Origin of the sequence: Paenibacillus sp. FSL M7-1046 (assembly GCF_038007405.1) — a bacterium.
Lineage (GTDB): Bacteria > Bacillota > Bacilli > Paenibacillales > Paenibacillaceae > Paenibacillus_AQ.
Genome location: NZ_JBBOXB010000001.1, coordinates 5,770,984 through 5,796,386 on the forward strand (window position 1 = coordinate 5,770,984; position 25,403 = coordinate 5,796,386).

Annotated in this window: 23 protein-coding genes, 2 pseudogenes and 1 riboswitch; of the genes and pseudogenes, 22 read left to right on the plus strand and 3 right to left on the minus strand. The window is 47.4% G+C overall.

Features of this window, described 5'->3' with window-relative positions:
- The first annotated feature begins 335 nt into the window (after nucleotides 1-335).
- The 3 genes and pseudogenes from NYE29_RS25740 (at nucleotide 336) to NYE29_RS25760 (ending at nucleotide 2,785) form a co-directional block, all read left to right on the plus strand.
- Nucleotides 336-749 carry a hypothetical protein gene (locus tag NYE29_RS25740; RefSeq protein ID WP_340898010.1) on the plus strand — a complete coding sequence of 138 codons (414 nt, stop codon included), beginning with the start codon at nucleotides 336-338 and terminating at the stop codon, nucleotides 747-749.
- A gap of 84 nt (nucleotides 750-833) precedes the next feature.
- Nucleotides 834-1,946 (plus strand): annotated as a pseudogene (locus tag NYE29_RS34645) (IS630 family transposase).
- 146 nt (nucleotides 1,947-2,092) lie between these two features.
- The gene (locus NYE29_RS25760) at nucleotides 2,093-2,785 is read left to right on the plus strand and encodes an alpha/beta hydrolase (RefSeq protein ID WP_038592726.1); all 693 of its coding nucleotides are present in this window, start codon (nucleotides 2,093-2,095) and stop codon (nucleotides 2,783-2,785) included.
- Between the two features lie 80 nt (nucleotides 2,786-2,865).
- Here the strand turns inward: NYE29_RS25760 and NYE29_RS25765 are convergent, their stop codons facing one another.
- Nucleotides 2,866-3,228 carry a DUF3852 domain-containing protein gene (locus tag NYE29_RS25765; RefSeq protein WP_340898013.1) on the minus strand — a complete coding sequence of 121 codons (363 nt, stop codon included), beginning with the start codon at nucleotides 3,226-3,228 and terminating at the stop codon, nucleotides 2,866-2,868.
- A 118-nt stretch (nucleotides 3,229-3,346) separates the two neighbouring features.
- Nucleotides 3,347-3,765, minus strand: a pseudogene (gene tnpA / locus NYE29_RS25770) (IS200/IS605 family transposase).
- A gap of 263 nt (nucleotides 3,766-4,028) precedes the next feature.
- On the opposite strand from tnpA, the gene NYE29_RS25775 reads away from it, so the two are divergent.
- Nucleotides 4,029-4,733: an IS630 family transposase gene (locus tag NYE29_RS25775; protein WP_340898014.1), complete on the plus strand. Its 705-nt coding sequence runs from the start codon at nucleotides 4,029-4,031 to the stop codon at nucleotides 4,731-4,733.
- 648 nt (nucleotides 4,734-5,381) lie between these two features.
- A complete protein-coding gene (locus NYE29_RS25780; RefSeq protein WP_340898015.1) occupies nucleotides 5,382-6,353 on the plus strand; it encodes a glycoside hydrolase family 113 in 972 nt (323 codons plus the stop codon).
- 231 nt (nucleotides 6,354-6,584) lie between these two features.
- Here NYE29_RS25780 and NYE29_RS25785 read toward each other — a convergent pair whose 3' ends face one another.
- Nucleotides 6,585-7,511 (minus strand): L-lactate dehydrogenase, encoded by a 927-nt coding sequence (locus NYE29_RS25785; protein WP_038592719.1) that lies wholly within the window; start codon nucleotides 7,509-7,511, stop codon nucleotides 6,585-6,587.
- A 147-nt stretch (nucleotides 7,512-7,658) separates the two neighbouring features.
- On the opposite strand from NYE29_RS25785, the gene NYE29_RS25790 reads away from it, so the two are divergent.
- The 17 genes from NYE29_RS25790 to NYE29_RS25870 all read left to right on the plus strand — a co-directional run bounded on the left by NYE29_RS25790 (nucleotide 7,659) and on the right by NYE29_RS25870 (nucleotide 25,312).
- The gene (locus tag NYE29_RS25790) at nucleotides 7,659-7,784 is read left to right on the plus strand and encodes a hypothetical protein (RefSeq protein WP_340898016.1); all 126 of its coding nucleotides are present in this window, start codon (nucleotides 7,659-7,661) and stop codon (nucleotides 7,782-7,784) included.
- 112 nt (nucleotides 7,785-7,896) lie between these two features.
- A complete protein-coding gene (locus NYE29_RS25795) occupies nucleotides 7,897-9,279 on the plus strand; it encodes an amino acid permease (RefSeq protein ID WP_340898017.1) in 1,383 nt (460 codons plus the stop codon).
- A 26-nt stretch (nucleotides 9,280-9,305) separates the two neighbouring features.
- Nucleotides 9,306-10,598, plus strand: coding sequence for a WD40/YVTN/BNR-like repeat-containing protein (locus NYE29_RS25800; RefSeq protein WP_340898018.1), 1,293 nt, complete (start codon nucleotides 9,306-9,308; stop codon nucleotides 10,596-10,598).
- A 290-nt stretch (nucleotides 10,599-10,888) separates the two neighbouring features.
- The gene (locus tag NYE29_RS25805) at nucleotides 10,889-12,109 is read left to right on the plus strand and encodes an IS110 family transposase (RefSeq protein WP_340898019.1); all 1,221 of its coding nucleotides are present in this window, start codon (nucleotides 10,889-10,891) and stop codon (nucleotides 12,107-12,109) included.
- Between the two features lie 246 nt (nucleotides 12,110-12,355).
- On the plus strand, nucleotides 12,356-12,982 hold the full coding sequence (locus tag NYE29_RS25810; protein WP_340898020.1) for a pyridoxamine 5'-phosphate oxidase family protein: 627 nt from the start codon (nucleotides 12,356-12,358) through the stop codon (nucleotides 12,980-12,982).
- 157 nt (nucleotides 12,983-13,139) lie between these two features.
- Complete coding sequence (locus tag NYE29_RS25815; protein ID WP_179091757.1) at nucleotides 13,140-13,316, plus strand: hypothetical protein; 177 nt, start codon at nucleotides 13,140-13,142, stop codon at nucleotides 13,314-13,316.
- 221 nt (nucleotides 13,317-13,537) lie between these two features.
- Complete coding sequence (locus tag NYE29_RS25820) at nucleotides 13,538-13,930, plus strand: DUF2500 domain-containing protein (protein WP_076111174.1); 393 nt, start codon at nucleotides 13,538-13,540, stop codon at nucleotides 13,928-13,930.
- Between the two features lie 147 nt (nucleotides 13,931-14,077).
- A complete protein-coding gene (locus NYE29_RS25825; RefSeq protein WP_340899805.1) occupies nucleotides 14,078-14,833 on the plus strand; it encodes an SDR family NAD(P)-dependent oxidoreductase in 756 nt (251 codons plus the stop codon).
- 176 nt (nucleotides 14,834-15,009) lie between these two features.
- Nucleotides 15,010-15,432, plus strand: a complete 423-nt coding sequence (locus tag NYE29_RS25830) for a cell wall hydrolase (RefSeq protein ID WP_340898021.1) — start codon at nucleotides 15,010-15,012, stop codon at nucleotides 15,430-15,432.
- 217 nt (nucleotides 15,433-15,649) lie between these two features.
- Nucleotides 15,650-16,042: a spore coat protein GerQ gene (gene gerQ, locus NYE29_RS25835; RefSeq protein ID WP_439823169.1), complete on the plus strand. Its 393-nt coding sequence runs from the start codon at nucleotides 15,650-15,652 to the stop codon at nucleotides 16,040-16,042.
- A gap of 545 nt (nucleotides 16,043-16,587) precedes the next feature.
- The gene (locus NYE29_RS25840) at nucleotides 16,588-17,904 is read left to right on the plus strand and encodes a hemolysin family protein (protein WP_076111159.1); all 1,317 of its coding nucleotides are present in this window, start codon (nucleotides 16,588-16,590) and stop codon (nucleotides 17,902-17,904) included.
- Between the two features lie 385 nt (nucleotides 17,905-18,289).
- Nucleotides 18,290-19,018, plus strand: a complete 729-nt coding sequence (locus NYE29_RS25845; RefSeq protein WP_340898022.1) for a DsbA family protein — start codon at nucleotides 18,290-18,292, stop codon at nucleotides 19,016-19,018.
- A complete protein-coding gene (locus NYE29_RS25850) occupies nucleotides 19,018-19,449 on the plus strand; it encodes a disulfide oxidoreductase (protein ID WP_340899807.1) in 432 nt (143 codons plus the stop codon). Before NYE29_RS25845 ends, NYE29_RS25850 begins: the two co-directional genes overlap by 1 nt.
- Nucleotides 19,450-19,676: 227 nt before the next feature.
- Nucleotides 19,677-19,836, plus strand: a riboswitch (cyclic di-AMP (ydaO/yuaA leader).
- Between the two features lie 125 nt (nucleotides 19,837-19,961).
- Nucleotides 19,962-21,779 (plus strand): APC family permease, encoded by a 1,818-nt coding sequence (locus NYE29_RS25855; RefSeq protein ID WP_038599932.1) that lies wholly within the window; start codon nucleotides 19,962-19,964, stop codon nucleotides 21,777-21,779.
- A 174-nt stretch (nucleotides 21,780-21,953) separates the two neighbouring features.
- Entirely contained in the window at nucleotides 21,954-22,994 is a 1,041-nt protein-coding gene (locus NYE29_RS25860; protein WP_340898023.1) for an iron-hydroxamate ABC transporter substrate-binding protein, read from the plus strand.
- A gap of 225 nt (nucleotides 22,995-23,219) precedes the next feature.
- On the plus strand, nucleotides 23,220-24,281 hold the full coding sequence (locus NYE29_RS25865; protein WP_340898024.1) for a FecCD family ABC transporter permease: 1,062 nt from the start codon (nucleotides 23,220-23,222) through the stop codon (nucleotides 24,279-24,281).
- Nucleotides 24,278-25,312 carry a FecCD family ABC transporter permease gene (locus tag NYE29_RS25870; protein WP_038592692.1) on the plus strand — a complete coding sequence of 345 codons (1,035 nt, stop codon included), beginning with the start codon at nucleotides 24,278-24,280 and terminating at the stop codon, nucleotides 25,310-25,312. The genes NYE29_RS25865 and NYE29_RS25870 overlap by 4 nt, the downstream gene beginning before the upstream one ends.
- Nucleotides 25,313-25,403: the final 91 nt, after the last annotated feature.

The window sequence follows — 25,403 nt, forward strand, 5'->3', positions numbered from 1 at the left end:
CGAAACTATATACCTATAATTGGTGTAATATGGAATCATTACATAGAATGAGGTGTTTTTAACTTGAAGAAAATTGCAACTGTATTTTTGGCGACCTCTCTACTATGCTCTTCTGTGGTGTTTGCTGAGCCAACCTCTAGTTCTAAAAAAGACAGAGGTTACAACAACTCAAAGGTTGTCTAGCAAAACAATAAAAGGGAATATTTTCAACCTATCCGACCAACAGATGAAAAATGCAATAAAAATTGGATTAGGGGGTAAAGAGACATACTTTAAGTATTCTAAGAGTCAATCCTTCCCTATTCTATGATGATAAAATGAAATTCTTGCAACCAGTGACAACACTTGTCACTCCGTATTCTTTGATTGCGAGTGAGGCCTATTTTGCTGCTGATGAATACAAAGAATTTACTTTAGCAGATGCAAAAGATATTACAAAGATGTTTGCACAGATTGATGTGCTATCATTTAGAGTTATAGCATTTGGTGATGACATTGATTTTGCAAACTCCCTCAACATTGTTTTAAAACAGGGTTCAAAAATTTATCAGCCTCTAGAAATTGTTGGATTAAACGAATCGGCAGATCATACCTCTTCTTGGCCTGATTCACCAGCTTATAAAAAATTATTAATTGCAGATTTTGATATCAACAAAATTGATTTCAGTAAGCCAGCAGAATTAATTTATCTTTATACTGGTAAAGAGTTTTCAGTAACTTATAAAGTTGATTTTTCGAAAATCAAATAAATATACTAGTGCTCCATCCGGCGGAAAAATGTAGTGAGAGTTCTGCGTGTTGGTGGTATAATTATCCAAACATAAGCGGAGGTTATACCGATGCCGCGATATATCGTTACACTGACAGAGGAAGAGCGCGATGACTTGCAGAAACTCGTACAGAAAGGTGGAAAAGGCTACCGCATCAAGCATGCACAAATTTTGCTGAAGCTGGACCAACGCCCGGAAAACACAGAGTGGACGTATAATCGCATTCAAAGTGCATACAGCGAGACACATACCACGTATAGCGAAACGCTTTGTATTTGAGGGACTGGAAGCTGAGTTAGGCAGAAAGAAACAAGAAAACCATCATCGCAAGGTAACGGGTGAGATCGAAGCGAGAATTTGTGCCATCGCCTGCTCCGCGCCACCGGATGGGCGTTCGCGCTGGACGATACAAGCCATCGCGGATGAACTCATTCGGCTGGAGGTGGTCGAATATATAACCGACAGCACCGTTTGCGAATTTATGAAAAAAACGAGATTAAACCGTGGCTCGTCAAGGAATGGTGCATTCCAGAAGCCAGTGCAGAATTTGTAGCCAAAATGGAGGATGTACTGGACGTCTATCAGCGTCCCTATGATCCCAAGCGTCCGGTTGTTTGCATCGATGAAACCAATAAGCAACTGATCAAAGAAACCCGAATTTCCTGTGCGTCGGGTCAGCCTGAAAAGTGGATTCGGAGTATGAGCGTAACGGCGTTGCCGATGTCTTTATGATCTTTGAACCGCTTGCGGGCAAACGTGAAACCATCGTCACCACAACCCGGACAGCTGTAGATTTCGCCCAGGTGCTCAAGTATACATCGGATGTCCTATACCCGCATGCCAAGAAAGTGGTCCTGATCACCGACAATCTCAATACGCATTCGACTGCCTCGCTCTATAAGGCATTTTCACCGGAGGAAGCTCACCGTATTGCGAATCGGTTTGAATGGCATCATACGCCAAAACATGGGAGCTGGCTGGATATGGCGGAAATTGAAATTGGCAATTATGTCGCGGCAGGCCCTGGAAAAACCACTTCCTGATATGGAAAGTTTCAAAAAACAAGTAAGTACTTGGACACAGCAACGCAACGCAGCAGGCTCGAAAGTAAACTGGCAGTTCACCACTCAAGACGCGAGAATCAAGTTGAAACGCTTATATCCAACTATTCTTTAATTACTAGCCGGATAGAGCACTAGTCTGTTTATATTTTGCGGCTTATTTCTTTTAAATAAAAGGTCGAGAAAGGAGAATTAAAAAGATCATGCAACTTAACAATCAGAAATCTATGGAGGGTAATGCCTCAACAGTCGGAGGTATCTATGAAAATTCAAAATATAAAAATTGGCAACATCCCATCCATTATTTGGGGTGATAGATCAGACAAGGTATATGTCCATGTTCATGGCAAAATGTCATGCAAAGAACATGCTAGAGATTTTGCTGAAATCGCTGTGAAAAAAGGATATCAAACGCTAAGTTTCGATTTGCCTGAACACGGGGAACGAAAGGACAGTAGTTATCGTTGTGACATTTGGAATGGCATTAATGACCTTACTCTAATTGGAGACTATGCCTTTTCAAATTGGGATCATGTTTCTTTGTTTGGGTGCAGTTTGGGAGCGTATTTCAGTTTGAATGCTTACACAAATAGTAATTTTGTCAATTGTCTGTTCCAATCACCTGTATTAAACATGGAATATCTAATTAAACAGATGTTTAATTGGTTTGATGTGACAGAAGAACAACTACGCATACAAAAAGAGATTGTAACCTCTGTTGATTTGCTGCGTTGGGATTATTATAAGTTTGTAAAGGAACATCCGGTTAAAAAATGGAATATTCCAACTTCAATCCTTTACGGCAGAAAAGACAGTATGCAATCTCTGGAAATTGTTAAGGACTTTGCGAAATCACATGATTGCAAGTTGGAAATCTCTCAAAATAGTGATCATCCTTTTATGCAAAAAGAGGATGTAAAGATAGTTCATGCATGGCTTGAAGAAAACATATGAGACTATGAGCATAATACGGATTTGAAATCCTAATTAAAACAGACCGAATCCTTGACTATAAGAATTCGATCTATTTTTTGCTACATCCCCAAAATCCCCCAAATGTACAGAGGCGCCGTCAGCATAAACACGAGGCAGGCGAACAGGATAGCGGGCGCCGCCCACTCAAACTGTCCGTGCTTCCGGTAATCAAAATAGTCCGTCCCCAGCTTGACGAAGAAAAACACCGCCAGGATCAGGTCGATGGCCGGAAACTCCACTTTATTGACGACGGATTTGATCTGGGCCGAGGCATCGTTCCAGGTGCTTTCAATGGCTCCGGACACATCTCCGGACGGAGCAGCATACGCTGCCACGCAGAAGCACAGCAAACCCAGCAGCACCAGCGTTCCAGCAATACCAGCCATTTTCGTTTTGCTTTCATCGGGATTTCCTCCCTCCAAGTCACAGAACCACCCGTTCAACGGGTGGCTTGATATCGCCCCTATAAGGGGCATTGTACTGGCTGCGCCTAAAGGCGCGGTTTCGCCAGCCATGATTACGGGCTACCCCTGGAAGGGGTTACTTTCGTGCTTTGTCTTCGATGATATCTGCTTCTTCCTGCTTTTGGATATACTCTCGAATCACATCTTTATTAATGCCGACGGTACTCACAAAATATCCTCTTGCCCACAGGTGTCTGCCGCTCCCTTGCTTCATTTCTGGAAAGCGATCAAACACCATCAGTGCGCTTTGCCTTTGAGATATCCCATAAATTCGGATACGCTCAATTTCGGTGGTATCTTCACGTACATATGCACATGATCCGCACTGATGCTCCCTTTTACCAGTTCTACGTTCTTGTACTCACATAACGTCCTTAGAATTTCCCCAACTTCTTTCCTGATCTCCTTGAAGAAGACTTTTCGACGAAATTTTGGGATGAATATGATAGGACAACTACAATCCCACCGGGTGTGGGCTAGACTGCTACCACCCATGGGTAGCGTCCCCCTTTGCTTGAGAATTTGGCTGGCGAAACCATTTCTCAGTATAGCAAACGGGGACTTTCTTTCATCATGCCTCACGGTACTTCCTGTTCAGTTCTCCCAGGCATAGCCTGGGGCTTAATATTTGAGTTAGGCAGAAAGAAACAAGAAAACCATCATCGTAAGGTAACGGGTGAGATCGAAGCGAGAATTTGTGCCATCGCGGATGAACTCATTCGGCTGGAGGTGGTCGAATATATAACCGACAGCACCGTTTGCGAAATTATGAAAAAAACGAGATTAAACCGTGGCTCGTCAAGGAATGGTGCATTCCAGAAGCCAGTGCAGAATTTGTAGCCAAAATGGAGGATGTACTGGATGTCTATCAGCGTCCCTATGATCCCAAGCGTCCGGTTGTTTGCATCGATGAAACCAATAAGCAACTGATCAAAGAAACCCGAATTTCCTGTGCGTCGGGTCAGCCTGAAAAAGTGGATTCGGAGTATGAGCGTAACGGCGTTGCCGATGTCTTTAAGATCTTTGAACCGCTTGCGGGCAAACGTGAAACCATCGTCACCACAACCCGGACAGCTGTAGATTTCGCCCAGGTGCTCAAGTATACATCGGATGTCCTATACCCGCATGCCAAGAAAGTGGTCCTGATCACCGACAATCTCAATACACATTCGACTGCCTCGCTCTATAAGGCATTTTCACCGGAGGAAGCTCACCGTATTGCGAATCGGTTTGAATGGCATCATACGCCAAAACATGAGAGCTGGCTGGACATGGCGGAAATTGAAATTGGCATTATGTCGCGGCAGGCCCTGGAAAAACCACTTCCTGATATGGAAAGTTTCAAAAAACAAGTAAGTACTTGGACACAGCAACGCAACGCAGCAGGCTCGAAAGTAAACTGGCAGTTCACCACTCAAGACGCGAGAATCAAATTGAAACGCTTATATCCAACTATTCTTTAATTACTAGCCGGATAGAGCACTAGCTTATTTTAAAGCGCCTGAGTTTGGGTGCTTTTTCCATGTTACTTGCAAAGCCTGCACTCTTCTCTCCTCCTTTCTCCTGTTAAACCACATGAAAGTCATGTTGTATCAACATCTTAAACCCTTATAAATAAAGGGTTTCTATTATGCAATTTATTAGAAGGTGAGTAAAATAACAAACGTCGCAACAAGTGGATCAAAGATATCCGAATCAATAAAGTACAACCCAGGACTTTATCGTCCACAGCTGCCGCTGTTTTTAGTGGGGGCTTGTCTAATGCTTAATTTTCTTTCTACATCAGAAGCACTGGTAAAAGGCATAAATCCAGAATAATAGTTAACATAACTAATGTTAAGTTAACTATGTCTCTTTTTGCACAATTGCTAACTTGAAAAGGGGGGCAGCCCGTAAAGTTCAGTGTACAATTCTTTTCCTCTGCTGTTATCCAGATGCCGCTAAATGACTCATGTGGTTAAGGCTTCTCTTCAATAACAAAAACAACTTGTTATTATTTTGTTTTTGATTTATTCTAACTGTTATTGAGGCTTTAATATAGCTGGTAATTATTTAAGGTTATCGGTACACGAAATAACATGTTATTACTAAATTAGTAGGAGGACGTGGGGATGAAGGAAGTTTTTTATAAAGGAATGACTTATGGCTGGGAAACAAAAAGAGGAGAGTACCGGAAAGATTATGCGGCGGATTCGATGAAAAAGCTGGCTGATACCGGAAGTGAGTGGATCGCTTTGTCCTTCTGGACCTGGCAGGATACAGTGTTCTCAACAGATATTCATTTTGATTACGGTTACACACCGACAGATCGGGATATCGAACATGCGGTGCGGAATGCGAAGGATCTGGGCCTGAAAGTCTGCCTGAAGCCTGTAGTCAACTCCAGAGACGGGATTTGGAGAGCTCGGATCGGATTTCCTGAGGATGGAGACGCCTATTGGGCAGCCTGGTTCGAGTCCTACACGAATTTCTTGAAGCATTATGCGGAGCTTGCAGAGGAGCTGGGCTGCGAAATGTTCTGTATCGGCTGTGAAATGGTAGCTACAGAATATAGGGAAGCAGAATGGCGGGAAGTTATCCGTGAGGTGAAGAGCCTGTATACCGGCCCCATCGTTTACAATGCCAATCATGGCAAAGAAGAAGGGATTCAGTGGCTGGATGCGGTCGATCTCATCGGAACCAGCGCATATTATCCTGTAGCCTCTGTGCCAGGGGATTCCTATGAGAATATGCTCACCGCCTGGGAGAAGCAGAAACCCCGGCTTAAGGCTTTAGCCGAAAGATTCAACAAGCCGCTTGTTTTTATCGAAATTGGCTGCCGCAGCGCACTCGGCTGTGCCACTATGCCGTGGGACTTTACGCATAAGGATCTGCCTCATTCGGAAAGTGAGCAGGCTAACTTTTATCGTTCGGCACTTGAAACCTTTTGGAATGAGCCTTGGTTCGCCGGTTTCTTCTGGTGGGATTGGAGCACAAAGCTCTACGCTCTGGAAGAGGCTTCGTCCAACAATGGTTTTGATATTTATGGTAAGGAAGCGGAGCAAGTGCTGAAAGAGTATTACAAATTGCCAGTCACAAAATAACTCTGTCTCAAGGGTCCAGAACGCTCTTGGAAATTTTAAGCATTAAATTAATGTCATTGTCAGGCAAAAAAGATTCATGTTATAGTACTTAAGGAAAATCCGTCCTTCTATTCGCGGGGTTAATATTCCATCCGCTTGAAGGGCGGTTTCTTTTGCGTGCCGGAAGCATAAAATAAGGCTGTCCCGGTCATCGAAATGACCAGGACAGCCCCGTGCTAACCAGTAAAATGGTTACAATTCAAGCTTGGAAATTTCCGCTTTGAGCTTCTCTGCAGATTTCTGGAACATTGCCTTTTCGTCTTCACTCAGCGGCAGATCCAGCACTTCGCGAACGCCGGAGCGGTCAACGACACATGGAGCACCGAGGAACACATCCGAAACTCCGTTATAGTTGTTCAACAGCGTGGAGACATTCAGCACAGCGCCTTCATTGTGCAGAATCGAAACCACGATTCGGTCCAGGGCAAGAGCAATCGCATATGAGGTAGAACCTTTGGCGTCGATAATTTCATAGGCGGCGTTCTTGGTGTCTTCAAAGATCTCCTTGCGTTCCGCTTCATCAAAGCCCAAATCGATGCCGGCCACGTTGGCAAGGCTCCATACCGGAAGCTCGGAGTCACCGTGTTCACCGATAATTTGACCATGAATGCTGCGGGGATCTATTTCTTTATGAAGACCGATCAAATAGCGGAACCGCGCACTGTCGAGCACTGTACCGGAACCGATGACCCGTCTGCGGTCGAAGCCGCTGATCTTAAGAGTGGCATAAGCCAGGATATCTACCGGATTCGTAGCAATCAGCAGAATGGCATGCTGATTGTATTTCGTAATCTTTTGGATGATATCTTTAAAAATCGCGATGTTCTTTCGCAGAAGATCAATCCGGGTCTCACCCGGCTTCTGGGAGGCGCCGGCGGTTACGATAATAATATCCGCTTCCCGGCAATCTTCATAGGTTCCTGCCCACAGCTTTACACCGCCGACAAACGGCATGCCGTGGTTCATGTCCAGCGCTTCACCCAGCGCTTTCTGATGATTAACATCGATTAGTACCAATTCAGGCATCCGTCTGCGCAGAAGCAGCGTATATGCGGTTGTTGTACCGACTGCACCGGTACCGATAACTACGACACGATTGGGCTTAAATGGGGGGGCCATTGTTCCATCTCCTCCGAATTTCGATTTTTTTGTGTCCAATCTTATCCATCATAAGCTCTGGAGTTAGTGTTTTCAAGCAGCTTGTTTTTAATCCATTACCCGAAAACGGGCAAGCTAACAACGCGCTTTCGCAGAGAGGAGGTAGCTATGTTTAGTATTGCTGCACTATTTATGTATCTTGGGGCTGCCATTCTGCTGAAAACTTATTCCGGGTCCGGCACTGGGATTGTCAATCATTGTGAAGACATCATCGTAGCTGTTCACCCTGTTTAAGATTGCCGGTGCACTCCCAAAGTGGCCAATTTTTATCGGACTGGCATGAAGCTGCTAACCACGGCACCATAGGAGTTCTACACTCATTTCATCGACAGGAGCGAATTTAAGAATGGATTTATTCCGCAAAAAACCGCTGACCGCGCCTCAAAGCGCCGATGGCGCTAAACTAAGCAAGACACTGGGTGCGCTGGATCTTACAACACTTGGTGTAGGGGCCATTATCGGCACCGGGATATTTGTTATGACAGGAGTCGCAGCCGCGGAGCATGCCGGGCCGGGCCTTGTGCTCTCCTTCATTCTCGCCGGGTTTGCCTGTGTGCTGTCCGCACTGTGTTATTCAGAATTTGCTTCAACGCTCCCGGTGTCCGGCAGCGCTTATGCCTATAGCTATGTCGCTTTCGGCGAATTGCTGGCCTGGATTCTGGGCTGGGATCTGGTGCTGGAATATGGGGTTGCGGCAGCGGCAGTAAGCAGTGGATGGTCCGGTTACTTCCAGGGCCTGCTGGATGGTTTCGGCCTGCATTTGCCCACAGCACTCTCCGGGGCTTATAATGCGGACAAAGGCACTTATGTAAATCTGCCCGCCATGATCATTATTTTGCTGATCTCCTATTTGTTGACCCGCGGAGTCAAGGAAACGGCCCGCTTTAATGCAATTATGGTTGTGATTAAGCTGTCTGTAGTGCTTCTCTTCATAGTTACGGGATTTTTCTATGTGAAACCGGAGAACTGGACGCCATTTTTGCCGTTTGGCTTCCATGGGGTGGTGAATGGGGCGGCTACCGTCTTTTTCGCCTATATCGGCTTTGATGCCATATCGACTGCAGCGGAAGAGGTGAAGCGCCCGCAGCGTGATTTGCCTATCGGAATCATTTCATCCCTTGCAATCTGTACCGTGCTGTACATTACTGTCTCACTGGTTCTGACAGGGATCGTGCCTTATCAAAGCCTGAATGTCAGTGATCCCGTTTCCTACGCCCTGCGATTCGTGGACCAGAATATGATTGCCGGTCTAATCTCTGTAGGCGCTATCGCCGGGATGACCACAGTTCTGCTTGTTATGCTCTTCGGCCAGACCCGTCTCTTGTTCGCGATCTCACGGGACGGGCTGCTGCCGAAAAGCTGGTCCAAGGTAAGCGCCAAGACGCATACCCCCGTGCGCAGCACCTGGATGGTCGGCGGATTGATCGCTGTGCTCACCGGGTTTGTTCCACTGGACCGGCTGGCTAACCTGACCAGCATTGGGACACTGTTCGCTTTTCTCGTGGTATCCTTGGGTGTAATTGTCCTGCGCCGTACCCATCCGAATCTGAAGAGAGGGTTCACGGTGCCTTGGGTGCCATACATCCCGCTGCTTAGTGCGGCAACCTGTGCTTATTTAATGTATAATCTGGGGAGAGAGACTTGGATCGGCTTTGTCATCTGGCTGGCTGTCGGACTACTGATCTATTTTCTATACGGATACAAAAACAGCAAACTGAATCAAAAATAAACGATAACAGAAGAGGAGAGAGAGCTTTGTCATCCCAAACAGCAGATTTCAAGGTTCTGAGAACGCTACTGGCGGTTCTCCTGAGCCTACTCATACTCTCGGCTTGCTCTTCTTCTCCTGCTCCTGAGCCCACTCAGCCACCTCAGCCGACGGAAGCGCCGGAAGAAGGGCAGACGATTACCCTGATTACACCCGATGCCAAAAACTTAGTCAATAAAGATACTCCCAAATATCAAATACAGACCCGGCTTACGGATTTCAGATTGTTAACCGCTTCTGCAGGACTGGCCTGGGGTGTTACCAAAAATGAGCTTCGGATCTATATGACCAAAGATAACGGGGAAACCTGGGCGAATATTTCACCTTCTGCGAATGTGCAGTTTCTGTCTAATCCGGTGTACAGCCAAGAGATTTTCTTTACCGATCTTGAGAACGGCTGGATTATAAGAAGTGCTTTTGGAACAACGGAAACCGTTGTGCTGCGTACAACCGATGGCGGACTGAGCTGGAAAATCTCTTCTTTTCCGGATGCGAATACGATCTCTTCCATCTATTTCAGCTCTCCGAGCCATGGATGGCTGATGACCTCCTGGGATATCAATGCCACTAAAGCAAGCAAAGCGCTGTATGCAACGGCAGACGGGGGGGCCACATGGAATATGGTTATGCAGAACGAGCAATATAATCCGAAGCTGCCAAATCATGCAATTCCGATGGCGGGCGTGACGACCGGGATGATCTTTAAGGATACAGACCGTGGATTCGTGACCCTCCAGACCGGAGCGCTGCCCAAGATTTACACGACTAAGGACGGTGGAGCAACCTGGAGTCAGGGACCGGAGTTTCTAGTGAATGAACAGTGGAGAGGCTGCGACAAAGTGATCACCGGAGAACCGGAATTCTTCGGCAATAACAGCACATCCGGGTGGTTGCCGGTGGCCTGCCAGAAAGATAAGGAAGCTTCCATCACATATAATGGATATTTTACCGCCAATAGCGGAGAAAGCTGGACATTCACTTCGTTCGGTCTGGGTATCCAGACAGGGATCAACCGCCACCTGGCTCCTGCCTTTTTAAATTCTCAACTCGGCTGGGCCTTGAAAGGAAATCTGATGTATAAGACGATTAATGCGGGAGCAACCTGGACAACACTTCCGGCCAGCAGCGTTTTGCAATCCAAGCTTTTGGAATATCCGGAGATTGTAAAGCTGCAGTTTATTTCAAAGGATGTCGGCTGGCTCTTAATTGAGAAAAAAGAAAATCGACGATCTATCCTGCTGCAGACGACAAATGGGGGCGTAAGCTGGCGGGTAATGTGAGTTGATTTAGCGGGGAGGCTGCAGATGGCAGTCTCTTTTTTTTCAAAATATAAGACCCCCATGCCGCTGCGCGGCACCACTGAGGAATGAAAATATGGGCGATACTGGGTAGTGGGCTGGCGAAGGTAGGTCGGAAATTCTTGGTGATACGAACCCGCATATAAGACGGACCCCAACGACCCGGTGCATCACAGATTGTTGCTCCCATTGGGAAGCACGCAGGGCAGAATAACCTTAGCATTGGTCTTTGCACCAGCCTTAATCACGGCCAGCAGGTAGGAGAAGCAAAGATGGAAGTACTCATTGAACGTTGCTGTGGACTGGATGTACACAAGAAAAGCATCACAGCATGTATCATTACGCCGAAAGGAAAGGAGATTCGAAGTTTTGAAACACTGACTCGTCGGCTGGTCGATCTGGTGGATTGGATCAAAAGCGAGCGGTGCAGCCATGTCGCGATGGAGAGCACGGGGGATTACTGGAAACCGATTTATAACCTGCTTGAACTGGAAGACGTCAAGCCGGTCGTGGTAAACGCGCAGCATATCAAAGCAGTACCCGGGCGGAAAACGGATGTGAAGGATGCGGAGTGGATTGCAAAGTTGCTCCGGCATGGACTGGTGCAGGGGAGCTATATTCCGGGTCGGGAGCAACGTGAGCTTCGGGAAATCATTCGCTACCGGCGAAGTATAATTGAAGAACGGAGCCGGGAAGTGAATCGTCTGCAGAAGGTGCTGGAGGGTGGGAATATCAAGCTCTCATCGGTGGCGTCCAATGTGCTGGGGGTGTCTGGACGGAGCATGCTGGAAGCCATGATTCAGGGCGAAACGGATCCATCGACTTTGGCGAATTTTGCACAAAAGAAGCTGAAGGCGAAAAAAGAGCAATTGAAGCTTGCCCTTGAGGGTAGCCTGGGTCCACATCAACTGCTCATGCTGGAAAAACAGTTGTCGCATATCGACCACCTGAATGAGCTCATCACAGAACTGGATGAAGAAGTGGAACGCCGGATGTCTCCTTTTGCGGAGGACCTGAAGTTATTGGATACCATTCCCGGTGTTGGTAAACGAACTGCGGAGCAGATTCTGGCAGAAATCGGAACGGACATGACACGGTTTCCAAGCGCGGGGCACTTGTGCTCATGGGCAGGAATGACTCCAGGTCACGATGAAAGTGCGGGAAAGAAGCGATCGGCGAGGACGCGAAAAGGAAATAAAAAGCTGCGAAGCGCACTCGTAGAATCCGCGCGCGCGGCAGGACGAAAAAAGAATACCTACCTGTCGGCCCAATATCACCGGATCGCAGGCAGGCGAGGGAAAAACAGAGCGGCCGTAGCCGTCGGTCACAGCATTTTAGCGATAGTCTATGTCTTGTTAACGCGAAGACAGGCATATAAAGAATTAGGGTTTGACTACTTCGACCAACGAAACCACGAGATGGTGATGAACCGATCCATAAAACGCTTGGAATCGTTGGGATATCAAGTAAACCTGAGTGAACAATTGGCCTGACAGCCGATTTCAAAAAAATAAAAAACATGGGGTTTGTTTTGGTATGTGTACTTTTGGTGTTCTGAAGAAACTTTATTTTCAGGGCAGAATTTATATGCTTCACGGTATAAATTATCCTTCTATTTCTCGCTGAAACGGATACCGTCCTTTTGAGGACGGCGAAGCCGTTTCCACTTGTCAATTCATCCCTGTGTTACAATAAGTAGCAGGTGAATCTATGAAATTCATACATATGGAGTGAAGAAGATGCAAGATTTTAATACAATCAAGTCAGTAGAGGAATTGCGTGCTATACTCGGCTATCCAAGCGAACTGGTGAAGAACAAAGCGATTGATGCTCTGGATGAGCATTGCCGCCAGTTTATCTCTAAGTCACCATTGTTGATCATGGCCACTTCCGATGCGGAGGGGTTATGTGATGTCTCACCCAGAGGGGATTTGCCGGGTTTTGTACTTGTTCTGGATGACAACCATCTTGTCATACCTGAACGGCCCGGTAACCGACGAATGGATTCGTTAAGGAATATTCTGTCCAATCCAAACGCGGGCCTTATCTTCCTCATTCCGGGTCTGGAAGAAACGCTCAGAGTGAATGGTCATGCTTATATTGTCCGTGATGAAGAGCTGCTTGTCCGAATGGAATCTCATGGGCGGATTCCGCTGGTAGGCATAGTCATTGAAGTGGAAGAATGTTATATGCATTGTGCAAAATCGTTAAAGCGCTCCAGTTTGTGGAATCCTGACTCTTGGATTGCAAAGGCTGAATTGCCGAATGTTGCTCAAATGATATCCGACCATGCCAAACTTCCTGGTATGAACGCAGAAAAAGTAAAAGCTTCACTGCAAGACAGCTATACCAACCGAATGTATTGATGTTCTGGACGTAGAATGAAGCAAAAAAACGTATTTAAAATTTTCTTTAAAAATGTGAAAAAAATCACATGACAAAGCGCTGAGCGTGTGATATATTTAACACATAGAAAGCAAGTTCATTTTTTCACAAACTTTCATCCGAATAGGAGAGATTACATTGACAACTTTTGAAACGGATTATATGACTAGAAACCTTCTGCAATTATGCTATAACTGTGATGATGCACACCTCTGTGAAACTGAAGAACAATGCAGAGCCTGCTGGGCGGACAACGGAATGCTTCCGGAAGAAGAGAACGAAACCAAGCAACTCTTAGATCTTGTACATGCTTAATATTGATAGGCAGAATGAACGTTTTTAAAGACCACTTGAGTTCTCAAAGCTGAGAGCCGGGTGGTCTTTTTGGTAGGCAGCCAGTCGTCTGCTGACGGCGAATATGGTTTTCATCTTTTTGTGATGCTGTATGAACCGGAACAGGCATATACATGTACAGAAGCGACTGCAGTCATGCGGATAGCTGAAAAATGGGGATTAAGGAGGAATAAGTCATGGGGATAGGCCCGGATTCTTCTTGGATGTTTGATCTTACCGGGACGGTAATACCGATTTTTCTCGCCCTGATGATTGGCATTGTCGCTGTATCTGCTGGCAGGGGGCTGCTTCAATGGAGCCGGAATAACAGCTCACCCCTGTTGACCGTTCCTGCCCGGATCGTCAGCAAGCGCAGTGAAGTCCGCCAGCAGCAGCTTCAGGATGAGAATCAGAGCAGCCGCACCAGTACAACCTACTATTTGACCTATGAGACGGACGAAGGCGCCAGGATGGAATTTAAAGTGGATGGAAATGAGTTCGGCATGAGCGCAGAAGGAGACAGAGGTGTGTTGACTTACCAAGGTACAAGATATCACGGGTTTCAGCGCAGCCTGCATTACTCCACAGCTGATTGATTTAACTGTCTGTGATACGAATTTGGTTCGGTTTACAATAGAGCTAAGATTACTGTACAATCCCCTTGTTTCCGGTCTGTGGAGCAAGGGGATATTTATATTGTCTGGATCTATACCTAATAATAACTAACAAGGAGCTATGAAATGATGAATTATTTGCATAAAACTGTAATTGTCACTGGAGCCGGCCACGGTATTGGCAGAGCGATCGCCGAAGCTTATGCATCCAAGGGAGCCAGCGTAATTATCGCAGAGCTCGATGAAAGCACAGGAGGCATGGCGGCAGCCGAAATCTGCAATCAAGGCGGAACTGCTGAATTTGTCGCTTGCGACGTAAGCAAGGAGGAGGACATTACTGCACTGGTTGCCCACACAGCAGCTAAGTACGGGACCATTGATATTCTGATCAATAATGCAGGCATTGCGAATCCGCATACCTCTACGCTGTACGAGCTGTCTGTGGAGGAATGGGATAAAGTACTCAATACGAATGCACGCAGTGTATTTCTGGCAACCCGGGAAGCGGCCAAAGTTATGCGCAATAATCCGCAAGGCGGAGCCGTCGTAAATCTGTCATCAACCCGTTCATTGATGTCAGAACCGAATACGGAAGCCTATGCGGCGTCCAAGGGAGCCATCGCTGCTCTGACCCATGCCATGGCAGTTACGCTGGGGAAAGATGGCATCACGGTAAACTGTATCAGTCCGGGCTGGATTGAGACGGGAGATTATGCGGAGCTGCGTGAGATTGACCATAGCCAGCATCCTTCGGGACGGGTAGGCAGACCGGAGGACATCGCCAGAGCCTGTCTCTATTTAACGGCACCGGATAATAATTTCGTTACAGGAGCACAGCTTATCATTGACGGTGGCATGACCCGCAAAATGATTTATGAGCCATAACTATGCAATCCAAGTAGCGGGAAGAAAATAGGCGTGAACTGTCACCTCTTAGGCGAATGCACATACAATACAGCGAGCAGTCAAGAGATGTGGAAGCTTGCGAAGCAGGTTTTGCAAGAAGTCCGGCAAGAAGCGGATGCCTTCAGAACTGCTACGAAGCAAAAGGAGGAGAATGTGTGGCCGTCATCAAAGCGAACTCGGAAGATGTGAAGGTGCTTGCGCGGCTGATGCGGGCGGAAGCCGAAGAGGACGGAGAAGCTGGCATGCTTATGGTCGGGAATGTCGGGGTCAACCGGATTCTCGGCAATTGCCTGGACTTCAACAATATCCGCAATATGAACGATATGGTGTTTCAAAGTCCAGGTGGCTTTGAAGCGCCCCAGAAGGGGTACTTCTATCAGCGTGCCCGGGAATCCGACATTCGCCTGGCCAAAAGAGTCATCGCCGGAGAACGACGCTGGCCGGCCTCTAATGCCTTATGGTTCTTCCGTCCTGTAGGCGAATGTCCCGCCACCTGGTATAACCAGCAGAACACCGGCCGCTTCAAAGCTCATTGCTTCTTTACTCCAACCAGCGCGGATTGCCCGGCTGTATATTAGTACATCCGGCCCAGCGGGGAGAGACAGTATGCTTCCGTAGTCTGTCTCCCCCCGCTGAAACTGGTAAGCGAAAATTGTGATGTCGCAACATGTTCTAAACGAAGTGTATTCAAGGAAGCAAATGCTGACAAAACTTTTAGGAGGTTTTACACAAATGATAGGTCAACCTTACCGTCCCGTTACTTATATGATTGGCAGTACTTCTTCTTCCACTGGCATGAACGGAGGCGGAATGCCTGCCAGCGGCTACATGGGCAGCATGCCGCCTCAAGTCACCAGCGGGAGCCCCATGACGCCTACAGGAAGCGTGATGCCGACCACAGCCCCGGCCTTTGAACAATCCTACATTGAGAACATTTTCCGCCTCAACCTGGGCAAGATCGGGACCTTTTATTTCACATATGAGAACAACAAGGATTGGAATGCCAAGGTTTACAAAGGCGTGCTGGAAGCAGCCGGACGGGATCATATCATTATCAGTGATCCAGCTACCGGACAGAGAACTGTGCTGCTGATGATTTATTTCGATTATGCCACCTTCGATGAGCCGCTTGCTTACCAGTATCCGGGAGTCATCGGAAATCCGCCGGTCGCCCGCAACTTCCGTTAATCCCCTGAACAACTATCCATAGAAGACATTTTGTAAACGGCAGTCCGCCTGTAAATGGGGGCTGCCGTTTTTTTGAGTGAAATTGGAGGATTGGATAATCGCGCTGAACCGATTGTAAATAGGCCGCAAAAGCAAAAAAACCTGATAGCGCTCCTACCGCAGTTATATAGTCAGTTCACCTCTTTTGGAGGCAAAGCTAAACGCGTCAAGTTTGACGGAGGGGGTGCAGAAGATTTAACATATATAAAAGCGCATCGACAATGTTTTTTTGCATTCGTTAACCTTGTTTTATACCTTTTATACGGAGTATGTCCATAAGAAGGAAAACTAGATCATATTTTTACTCCGGTTTACACCTGTTTTTATGGAGTGAGTAATAATATAATAATGTATATATTTATAATCCGTGATTCTAGTCAGGAGTTGAAGGCATTGGGAAATTGATACTGAAAGGAACGTTTGGCGTTTCACTAGCTAACATTTTGAAAAATCGAAGGAGGTGGGCCTATCCACCCGATACGAAGAACGGTGGATAGGAGTATAAATTGAGCGACCCTTTACCCGGTATATTACATGTAGGTCTTATTCTTTTGCTTGTGCTGTTTAATGGCTTTTTTGTTTCGGTTGAATATGCGATGGTCAAGGTACGAAGCGGCCGCATTGAAGCACTGATTGAGGAGGGCAGTAAAAGAGCACCCGCAGCAAGAAATATTGTCCACAATCTAGATGCTTATCTGTCCGCCTGCCAGCTTGGCATCACGCTTGCCTCGCTCGCACTCGGCTGGCTGGGTGAACCGGCCATAGCTACGATTGTGGGACCGCTTGTAACAAGCCTAGGCTTCGGTGAAACAACCGTATACGTGATCTCCCTAATTATTGCCTTTATGTTCATCACGGTGCTGCATATTGTACTAGGCGAACTGGCACCCAAGACAATTGCCGTGAACAAAGCGGAGAAGGTGCTTCTGCTAACGGCAGGTGCGATGAACGTCTTCTACCGGATCATGTATCCATTTATCTGGATCGTCAATGGGTTAGCAGGCGGACTGCTGCGTTTCTTCCGCCTGGCACCGGCTTCAGAGCTGGCCACGGCACATACAGAGGAAGAAATCCGCATCCTCATGCAGGAGAGCAACAAGAGCGGGCTGATCGACAATACAGAAATGACTCTGGTGGACAATATCTTTGAATTTGCCGATACGATGGCCAGAGAGATTATGATCCCCCGAACCGAAATGATCTGTCTTAACAGTCATCTGACGGCAGAAGAGAACCTTGAGATTGCCTTTGACGGAATGAGAACGCGTTATCCGGTTTGTGATGGCGATAAGGACCATATTCTTGGCTTTATCCATATTAAGGATCTAATCCGGGATCAGGCGCCGAAGTACAACGAATTGATTCGTCCGATTCTTACCGTTCCAGAGTCCATTCAGATCAGTGCACTCCTGAAGGTGATGCAGCGGGCGAAGACTCAAATCGCCATTCTGATTGACGAATACGGCGGTACGTCAGGCATGGTTACGCTTGAGGATATTATGGAGGAGATTGTCGGAGAAATTCAGGATGAGTTCGATGAGGAGCGTCCCGGTGTTGAGCAACTAGGTGAGGATGAGTTTTCCATAGACGGCCTCATGCTGATCGAAGAGATCAACGACACGCTGGGGCTTCATATGGAGACGGAAGACTATGATACTATAGGCGGCTGGCTATACTCCAAGTTAGAAGTCAATCCGCCGCAAAAAGGGCAAACCGTTGAATTCGACGGCCATCTGTTCGTGGTAGAGGAAACTGAGAACAAGCGGATTTCCCGGATTAAGCTATTGAAGCTGCAGTTTTTGACGGAGGAAGCTGGAGCATAAACTTATTTAGCATTACACAAAAAAGGCACTAGCGCAGAATTAGCGCATTGCCTTTTTTGTGTGTGATCCAATACCACAATTTAGCATTGGGAGACCGATTCGAGTCGTTTCTTGTCGGGTAAGAAAGTGTAATTAGCATCTTTGTACTCAGAATCATTTGATGATTGTCTCGCTGCTCATTCCAAACGTGGCTTCCTTTGTGCTGTTTCAACTGTTTAATAACCCGCGTACACACAGCAGAGTCTATCTTGGCTTAGTTGAAAACAAAGGCGGTGTGAGCTGAAGTTTGCTATGGAAGTTTGCCAAAGAGAGAACTTTAATTATATAATTTTAAATTATATGACTTTCATTACCCGGGTCCTGAGTGGACGGAAAGGAACTCTCTTTGAGCAAAAACAAACGAAACAGTGCCGCGGCTCCCCAACAGAGCAAGCAGGAAAAGCGCAGGGCAGAACAGGAAAAGCAGAAGCAAAAAACGAGAATTCTGATCTTCAGCACGGTAGCAGCAGTTATCATTATCTTTGTCGCTCTAATCATGCTGATTCCAAAAGGGAACTCTGACTTTAATTACAGCGAGATGCACAGACTTGGAAAAGAGGATGCTCCAGTCAAAATTGTTGAATTCGGGGATTATAAATGTCCGGCGTGTTCAGACTTTACCGGTACCATCAAACCTCAGCTTGTTGAAAAATACGTAACTCCGGGCAAAGCGGCCTTTTACTTCGTAAATATGGCCTTTATCGGACCGGATTCCGAAACAGCGTCATTAGCAGCTTTATCTGTCTATCATCAGAACAGTGAAGCTTTCTGGACCTATTATGACGCAATCTATGCTAATCAGGGCGATGAGAGCGAAGAGTGGGCGACCGCTGATTACCTGGTAAGCCTGGCGCAGAAAGAGAACCTGCCGATAGATTTTGACCTCTTGCGTAAAGACATTGAGGAACGCACCTATGAAAGTGAACTGCAGAGAGATATGAAGCTGGCCGAAGACAGCAAAGTGACCTCTACTCCTACTGTATTTGTTAATGGAGTCAAGGTAGACAAGGCCTTTGATATTGAAGCCATCGACTCGCAGGTGCAAATCGCCCTTGATTCGGCGGATGCCAAATGATGAAATTCTCTACCTTCTGCAGACGCCACTGCCTGTATCTGGCCTGGTTTGTTTCCGTAATTGCAGTAGCAGGAAGCTTGTATCTTAGTGAAGTGCTGCATTATGAACCCTGCAGGCTATGCTGGTTCCAGCGTATCTTTATGTATCCTCAGCTGATTCTGCTCGGAATTGCCACGTACCGGGGAGATAAACGCATCATTCCTTATGTGCTGCCTTTATGTCTGATAGGCGGGAGCATCTCCCTGTACCATTACGCAGAGCAGAAAATTCCTGCACTCAGTAAAATTTTGCCATGCAAAATTGGTGTACCCTGCAATGAGGATTATTTGAACTTTTTAGGGTTCATTACGGTACCTCTGCTTGCGTTGATTGCTTTTGCTCTAATCGCAATTTTGCTCTGGACCGGGCGCCAAGAAGAGCCAGCAGAATAAGAAAAGGCTAAGCAGAATTTAGAGCAAAAATATTTCCTTAATTTCTGTCACAATTAACATCCAAAACACTCAAAAATCACGGAACGCTGGGATAATGAAAGAGAATGAAAGATCCACTTATCCCCGATCTTGGATTTGAGCTTTTTGGATGTTTTTTCATTCTTTTTTCATTTTTTTCACCGCTTTACTGAAAAGCTATTGTAGACTATTATTAGTCCTTGTGAGAAGTTGAATATGCGCTGAATTTTCCGCAAGGAAAAACGGGGGAACCAAACTTGACGGCAACGTCAATGGGGTGAATCGGAGGCAGGTCAGTATGACCGGAACCGTAGGGCTACCACAGCCCGAATCCGCCAGCTAACCTCGTAAGCAAGGGTGGGATAATGAGCATGCGTAAGCATGCGGATCATTTCCGTATGCTTATTTTTGTGCCTGCATTTATGAAACCTGCCAATGAAAACGGCGCGCGGTATTACCGTTTCAACTCAACAAAGAGAGGAACTGTTACTACAATGGTAAGCAAGGTAAAACGACTATTGATCGGGCGTCCGATGAAGTCGAACGAACTCGATCATGAAAAGTTATCCAAGGTGAAAGCACTGGCTGTTCTGTCTTCCGATGCACTCTCGTCTGTGGCCTACGGAACGGAGCAAATTCTGATTGTACTGGTGGCCGCGGGCTTCACCGCCATCTGGTATTCATTGCCGATTGCATTAGCCGTATTGGGCCTGCTGGCCATCCTTATTTTTTCCTATCGCCAGACCATCTTTGCCTATCCGCAAGGCGGCGGAGCGTATATCGTGGCAAAAAGCAATCTGGGCGTTCCTACCGGCCTCTTGGCTGGCGGCTCTTTATTGGTAGATTACATTCTTACGGTTGCAGTTAGTGCTTCAGCGGGAACGGATGCGATCACATCGGCCTTTCCGAGTCTTCATAATCATACTGTCCTTATTGCAGTCTCCGTCATTCTGATCTTGACGATTATCAATCTCCGCGGGGTGACGGAGTCCGCTTCATTTATTGCCATCCCGGTGTATCTGTTCGTGGTCTCTATCTTTGTACTCATCATTGCCGGGGTGTACAAATATATTACAGGCGGCGCTCATGCCGAAATCCCGGAAATCGGTTCCGCCGTTTCCAATGTCAGCCTGTTCCTATTACTCAAAGCCTTCAGTTCCGGTTGTTCGGCACTGACCGGGGTAGAAGCGGTATCGAATGCCATTCCGAACTTCAAAGCTCCAGCGGAAAAAAACGCCGCCAAAACCTTGATGCTGATGGGAGGCATCCTCGGATTGATGTTCACCGGCATTACGCTGCTGGCATACTGGTATGGTATTACTCCTAATGAGAAATCCACCGTCGTGTCGCAAATTGCCGAATCTACGTTTGGCCGGGGCGGTTTGTACTTTTTCATCCAAGGGATAACGGCTGTCATCTTGTTCCTGGCGGCGAATACAGCTTACTCGGCGTTTCCGCTGCTCGCGTTCATGTTCGCCAAAGATAAATATTTGCCTCATGCCTTCATGGTCCGGGGAGACCGTCTGGGCTTCTCTAATGGTATTATCTTTCTCGGAGTATTATCGGCTGTGCTTGTAGCTGCTTTCCACGGAAATACAGAAGGGCTGATTCCGCTGTATGCAGTCGGGGTATTTATCCCTTTTACGCTGTCGCAGCTTGGCATGATGGTGCACTGGTTCAAAACGAAGCCGAAAGGCTGGCAGAATAAATTTGTAGTCAATACAATCGGTATGCTGACTACCCTGACGATTACGCTTATCTTTATCATTACCAAGTTTTCCAGCGTGTGGATGGCCTTCATCTTCCTGCCGGTTGTCATGTTCGTATTCCACCGCATTCACCGTCATTATATGAATATAGCTGATCAGCTTCGCATATGTCCTGCTACGGATAAACCGTTGATTAAAGGAAGTACCGTTGTTGTTCCTGTTGCGGGTGTGACACGCGCTGTGCTGCATTCGATCAGTTATGCGAAGTCGTTAACAGATAATGTGGTGGCAGTCTACGTTGGTTTTGATGAAGAGGAAATTCACAAGATGGAGCAGAAATGGGAGGAATGGAACCCGGGTGTACGCCTGATCGTGCTTCGTTCCCGTTACCGCAGCATTATCCGCCCACTGGTGAAATTTATCGATACCGTAGAGTGGAAGACCGCTACTACAGATCATATTACCGTATTGATTCCACAGTTCATTACCAAACATTGGTGGCAGGCGATCCTGCATAATCAGACCAGCCTGTTCATTCGTTCTTATCTAATGAATCAAAAAGATATAGTTGTAGCAACAGTGCCCTATCATTTGCACAAATAGGCAGATAAATATGGTTAGCAGAGGTTGTTTCCGTAGCTTGCGGAGGCAACCTTTTTTTATAGAACGAATAATTTTGTTGACAGAGATAATGAGAATCAATATCATTTAAAAAGTAAGGCGAAGGCCTCGGACACCTTTGACCATTAATGCTTGTAAATACAGGAGGGGTATTTAATGTTTTCGAACAATAAGAGATCAGGCAGCATGAAGCTGGCATTGATCGGATGTATGGCTATGACTTTGTTCTTGTCCGCTTGCGGCAATGGCAATAATGAGAATGCTGCAAATTCTGGAGCGGAAGCTACCGCTGCACCTGCACCTACGGCTACGGCTACTGCTGAAGCAACGGCAGCGCCAACGGAAACAACTGCGCCGGCTACAGAGAAAACGGTGACAGACGCCATGGGACATGAAGTCACGGTACCGGCTAATCCGCAGCGCGTACTTGCTTCTTATATGGAAGACTACCTGGTAACACTGGGCGTTACCCCGGTAGCGCAGTGGTCCGTGACAAACGGAACCCAGGAATATCTGATTGCTGATCTTAAAGATGTGCCAACCATCAGCTATGATCTTCCGCTGGAGGCTGTGACCAGCTTTGCCCCGGATTTCCACATTGTGCAGTCTGAGTCTAGTGTGCAGAACGGTCTGTATGACCAGTTGAACAAAATTGCACCTACTTATGTCCTTGGTGACAAGATTAGCAAAGACTGGCGCAAATCGCTGCTCAAAATCGGTGAGCTCCTGAACAAGAGCACTGAAGCTGAACAAGCCATTGCGGATTACGATCAAAAAGCAGCAGATGCAAAAGCCAAAATCAGCAGCTCCATTGGTGATGATTCGGTCGCCATTCTGTGGCTGGTGTCGAAGAACTTCTTTATAGTAGATGAAACACGCAGCAGTGGTGCTGTATTGTACGGGGATCTGGGTTTGAAGCAACCAAACCTGGTTACAGAAATCCCTGCGGCATCCAGAGCAACCTGGAATCCGATCACGCTGGAGAAATTGGCTGAACTGACCGCAGATCATATCTTCCTGGTGAACAGTGACAAGACCGAAGCCTCTGACATTCTTAACGGAGCAATCTGGAAGGGTATCCCTGCGGTTAAGGCTGGAAATGTTCATGAACTTAGCGAGGCAAGCAGCTGGCTGTACAGCGGAGCCATTGCCAACTCCAAAACCATTGATGATGTCTTGAGTTTTCTCGTGAAATAATCAGCCTTAACTGTGTGTAGAGAGAACTCTTCAGCGGTGGAGGGATGTGCAGGTTCTTGTATCTTGAGATACAAAGACCTGCACCTTTTTTTAGGACATTGACTTAATCGTTCACAGTGAAAGTGCGAGCTGTGAAAGCTTGTACATAATTCAGATATTTGCGATAATGAGAATGATAGTTGTTCTCATTACAACATTGAACTCATCCTATTAAGGGGAAGACTTATGGTGTCATCCACACGTTCTATAGCTAACAATACAAATCCGTCAGGAGATCAACCGCTGAAGACAAGGCCGGTTGCTGCGGTAGTTATTTTGATTTTCGGCCTTGCCGCTGTCGTCTTTGGTCTGGCACTTTCCGTTTCGGTGGGTGCCGCGGATATTAGACTGGTGACGGTATGGGAGGCAGTCTTCCGGTTTAATCCGGATCTGCAGCAGCATCAGATTATTCGGGAACTGCGGATTCCCCGTGCTTTGGCGGGAGCGCTGGTTGGTACTTGTTTCGCCGTCGCAGGAGCAATTATGCAGGGCATGACCCGCAATCCGCTGGCAGATTCCGGCTTGCTGGGTCTGAATGCCGGTGCCGGCGCAGGATTGGCGTTAGCTTTTGCTTTTGCGTCATCTGCTTCTTTTCTCTACATCATGCTGTACTGCTTCATCGGCGCTGCAGCGGCGGCCATTCTTGTGTTCGGGATTGGCTCGCTCTCCCATAGCGGCTTAACCCCGCTGCGTCTGACCCTTGCCGGCGCCGCTGTAAGTGCTATGCTGCTGGCGGTAAGCCAGGGAATCGCGATTCTGTTTCATCTGTCCCAGGATATTGCCTTCTGGATGGCAGGCGGGATCGGCGGGACGAATTGGACACAGCTTCGTATTTTGTTTCCCTGGATTGCGGCAGCTCTGATAGGATCTCTGCTGATCTCCCGATCCATTACACTCCTTAGTCTCGGACGCGATGTAGCGGCGGGGCTTGGACAGCGGACCAGGCTAGTGCAAACAGCCGGGATTATTATTGTAGTGATTCTCGCCGGCTCCGCGGTTTCGACGGTTGGACCGATTGCTTTTGTGGGGCTGATTATCCCCCATATTACCCGTTATCTGGTTGGTGTCGATTACCGCTGGATTATTCCCTGCTCTGCAGTACTCGGCAGCTTACTAATTGTATTTGCTGATATTGCGGCTAGAATGATTAACGCGCCTTATGAAACACCGCTAGGCGCTTTAATCGCAGTGATCGGCGTGCCGTTCTTTATTTACTTGGCGAGTAAACGGAAGGGGGAGCTGTCATGAGCAAAGCTCTGCGCTCACCCACCGGGAAACAACGCCGTACCCGGGAAGCAGCTATATTGACTTCACTTGCGGTTCTTATCGTGGTCATCTTTATTGTCAGTATGAACACCGGGTTAATGCGATTATCACCGCTGGATGTTTTACACACAGTCCTTGGAGAGGGAACGCAGCAGCAAAAGCTGATTCTTTTTGATTTCCGGCTACCGCGCATAGTGATCTCGCTGCTTGTCGGCGCAGGGTTTGCGGTTTCCGGCTGCATTCTGCAAAGCTTATCGCGCAATGCGCTGGCAGAGCCTTCTACACTGGGGATTAATGCCGGTGCCGGGTTTGCGGTGATTATCTTTATCTCATTTGTTCCGGCAACCTCGGCAGCTCCAATCTTTGTTCTTCCGCTGCTGGCGCTGGCCGGAGCAAGTCTTACAGCTGCACTTATTTATTTCCTGTCTTTCCGGCGTGAGGATGGCCTCTCGCCGACAAGAATGATACTTATCGGGATCGCTGTAGGTGCAGGCATCTATGCTTTCCAATTGATCCTGTCGTTAAGGCTGGATCCGCAGAATTATCAGTTTGTGGCGATCTGGATGGCAGGTAAAATCTGGGGCGGCGACTGGAGATTTGTGCTTGCGCTGACACCTTGGATAGCTATTTTGCTGCCATTTGCGTTCTACAAAGCCCGGGTGCTGAATGTACTTAACCTCGGGGACCAAACATCGGCCGGGCTGGGCATGCCGGTGGAGAAGGAACGCATTCTGCTGCTGGCCGCCGCAGTCGCGCTGTCCGGCTCCTGTGTCGCCGTAAGCGGCGGCATAGGCTTTGTGGGGCTGATTGCGCCCCATCTCGCCCGCAGGCTCGTTGGACCGAAGCATCAGGTGCTGCTGCCTGCCTGTGCCTTAATCGGCGCGCTGCTGCTGCTTACTGCGGATACTATCGGCCGCTGGATTCTGCAGCCGGCTGAAATACCGACAGGTATTGTAGTTGCGCTGATCGGCGCTCCCTATTTCCTATATTTACTGGCCAAATCAAAGGCCTGATTAACTAAAGGAGCAAAATGCTCCATAAAACTAAGCGAATGCTTACGAAGTCAGTTTTATTGCGTCGTTAATCTTAAAGGAGCGCATGCTC

Excerpts from the sequence above, each read along its gene's own strand:
- NYE29_RS25760 (WP_038592726.1), top strand. The coding sequence starts at position 2,093 with ATGAAAATTCAAAATATAAAAATTGGCAACATCCCATCCATTATTTGG.
- NYE29_RS25780 (WP_340898015.1), top strand. The coding sequence starts at position 5,382 with ATGAAGGAAGTTTTTTATAAAGGAATGACTTATGGCTGGGAAACAAAA.
- NYE29_RS25785 (WP_038592719.1), bottom strand. The coding sequence starts at position 7,511 with ATGGCCCCCCCATTTAAGCCCAATCGTGTCGTAGTTATCGGTACCGGT.
- NYE29_RS25790 (WP_340898016.1), top strand. The coding sequence starts at position 7,659 with ATGTTTAGTATTGCTGCACTATTTATGTATCTTGGGGCTGCCATTCTG.
- NYE29_RS25795 (WP_340898017.1), top strand. The coding sequence starts at position 7,897 with ATGGATTTATTCCGCAAAAAACCGCTGACCGCGCCTCAAAGCGCCGAT.
- NYE29_RS25805 (WP_340898019.1), top strand. The coding sequence starts at position 10,889 with ATGGAAGTACTCATTGAACGTTGCTGTGGACTGGATGTACACAAGAAA.
- NYE29_RS25810 (WP_340898020.1), top strand. The coding sequence starts at position 12,356 with ATGCAAGATTTTAATACAATCAAGTCAGTAGAGGAATTGCGTGCTATA.
- NYE29_RS25825 (WP_340899805.1), top strand. The coding sequence starts at position 14,078 with ATGAATTATTTGCATAAAACTGTAATTGTCACTGGAGCCGGCCACGGT.
- gerQ (WP_439823169.1), top strand. The coding sequence starts at position 15,650 with ATGAACGGAGGCGGAATGCCTGCCAGCGGCTACATGGGCAGCATGCCG.
- NYE29_RS25850 (WP_340899807.1), top strand. The coding sequence starts at position 19,018 with ATGAAATTCTCTACCTTCTGCAGACGCCACTGCCTGTATCTGGCCTGG.
- NYE29_RS25855 (WP_038599932.1), top strand. The coding sequence starts at position 19,962 with ATGGTAAGCAAGGTAAAACGACTATTGATCGGGCGTCCGATGAAGTCG.
- NYE29_RS25860 (WP_340898023.1), top strand. The coding sequence starts at position 21,954 with ATGTTTTCGAACAATAAGAGATCAGGCAGCATGAAGCTGGCATTGATC.
- NYE29_RS25865 (WP_340898024.1), top strand. The coding sequence starts at position 23,220 with ATGGTGTCATCCACACGTTCTATAGCTAACAATACAAATCCGTCAGGA.
- NYE29_RS25870 (WP_038592692.1), top strand. The coding sequence starts at position 24,278 with ATGAGCAAAGCTCTGCGCTCACCCACCGGGAAACAACGCCGTACCCGG.